The organism is Pseudoalteromonas sp. S558, from assembly GCF_005886635.1.
Lineage (GTDB): Bacteria > Pseudomonadota > Gammaproteobacteria > Enterobacterales > Alteromonadaceae > Pseudoalteromonas > Pseudoalteromonas aliena.
Genome location: NZ_PNDU01000044.1, coordinates 1 through 1,992, shown reverse-complemented (window position 1 = coordinate 1,992; position 1,992 = coordinate 1). Strand labels below are relative to the sequence as shown.

Sequence of the window (1,992 nt, the reverse complement as noted above, 5' to 3'; positions counted from 1 at the left end):
GCGTGTTTTTTATTTTACCTTTATCGCGTAGTCTTTGAATTACTTCTTTACCTGTTTTTGATTTTTTACAACGGAAATAAACTAGAGAAATAAACTAGACACCCACTCTAAATTAGCAAGCAAAGCTGTGTCACTAGATTTATTTTTTTAGGTTAATAATTTATTTTTTAAGACTGCGTTACTTCTTTTCATCTACTAAATAAGCCACTTTCATCTATAAACCTAAATTATACGCATAAAAACAACTGCATTGGTGCAGTTATGATTTATTAATGAATAGTTTAAGTCTATGCCAGTAGCTTTTCGCAGTTACTGATATTCGCTCGCCGTTTTCTGTTTAAGCTTTCACAGTAACTTCCTTGTGAGCTGGGTCGCCCTACTGCGCCGTGAAATACGCGCGTAAATTGTGTGGTGAGTTTTAACCAGTTTTCTGGGGAAATATTGACTCTTTCGAGTAAGGGTAAGTGTGTACTCTCAATATACCCTCGTTTGTCCTCTCGTATACAACGTCCTGTTAACTCAACAAGTTGAAGGTACGATTTAAGCTCAAAAGGGAGTCCTTTTGGCATGATTTGACGTGGCATGCCTGCAAAGCGCAGTAGTTGTTTTGGTTGTTTGCCATCTTTTGCGTATGTTAGTCGCTTTTGAACACTGGTATGGTCTGATTCTTCTGGTGTCTTTGCCATTTTGGCTCTGATAGGGTTTAAGTCCACATACGCCATGCAGGCCGCCAATGCAGCTTCATCTAATAACGCTTGCGAACTAAAACGTCCCTCCCAAAAACGGCCAGTGCAGTTATCTTCTTTATTTGCTCTGCGAGCAATGTTTTCATTTAACAACCGCATAAACCAGCTAATACTTGATAGGCGTTCTCGATATTCCTTTACTGTTTGATTAAAAAAGATAAGTTCAGCTTTACCTAGCTTTTCGCCCTGTATGTATTTTTGCGTAAGTACGGTGCCTTTGCACAGCTTGTGCCACCGAATAACAATCGCTTTATCATTAAGCCGATACGCTTTTTTATTATCAACATACAACACTAAGTGCGTATGATTGCTCATGACAGCATAAGCACAGACGTCAATACAAAATACCTTAGCTAACTCAAGCAGTTTGTCTTCAACCCACCCTCTACGATGCTCGTAAGATTGACCCGTAAAATAGTCTTCACCACATAAAAATGCACGGCGTACGCAACGTGATATACAGTGGTAGTACTTTGTATCAACCAAACTTACTTGACGCTTTCTTGCGATTGCCATAAGACACCCTGCTTGTTTTCACACTGATAAAAGCCTAGTACTTAGTTCGCCAAACTGCAAAAATTAGGGTGGGTGTCTAGTTTATTTATGGCTCCCGCGGAGCGATTCAAACTAGCATTGAAACCGAGTCTGAGCGGCATGCTTGCTCAGTAATATGGGTTTCACTTGCGATCGCATTACTGGCGCTGTCTGAGTTAGATTTAGGCGCTTGCGCAGCGCTTTTTCCAGACGCGGGAGACGCGCCCTTTTTCGCTGATTTTTTTACCGCCGGAGCCGCTGTTTGGCGGGAATAAAAGATAAGGGCTTAGGCTAAAAACCTAAGCCCTTACAACATCCATGTTGTTAAAGAGCATATTTGTAATATAGATTTACAATGACTGCATTATATTATTTCGTTACTTTTTAGTATTATATTGTTTTATTACAACGTGTTATCAGTAAATCAACACCCACTATTTAAGTGGGTGTCATTGTTGTTTGGTGCCTATTAGAGTGGGTGTCTTTGTTATTATTCCCGTTTGTCTTCAACCCACCCTCTGCGGTGTTCGTAAGATTGACCAGTAAAATGGTCTTCACCGCACAAAAAAGCACGCCGAACACAACGTGAAATACAGTGGTAGTACTTTGTATCAACCAAACTTACTTGACGCTTTCTTGCGATTGCCATAAGACCCCCTGCTTGTTTTCACACTGATAAAAGCCTAGTACCTAGTTCGCCAAACTGCAAAAA

Annotated in this window: 1 protein-coding gene and 1 pseudogene; both read right to left on the bottom strand. The window is 40.4% G+C overall.

All coding sequences use genetic code 11. The annotated features are described in order from the left end of the window. Window positions 1-287 precede the first annotated feature (287 nt). Window positions 288-1,262 carry a transposase gene (locus CWB66_RS03465; RefSeq protein WP_138584347.1) on the bottom strand — a complete coding sequence of 325 codons (975 nt, stop codon included), beginning with the start codon at window positions 1,260-1,262 and terminating at the stop codon, window positions 288-290. 517 nt (window positions 1,263-1,779) lie between these two features. Then, window positions 1,780-1,929 (bottom strand): annotated as a pseudogene (locus tag CWB66_RS03460) (Mobile element protein); the annotation flags it as partial. Between the last annotated feature and the right edge of the window lie 63 nt (window positions 1,930-1,992).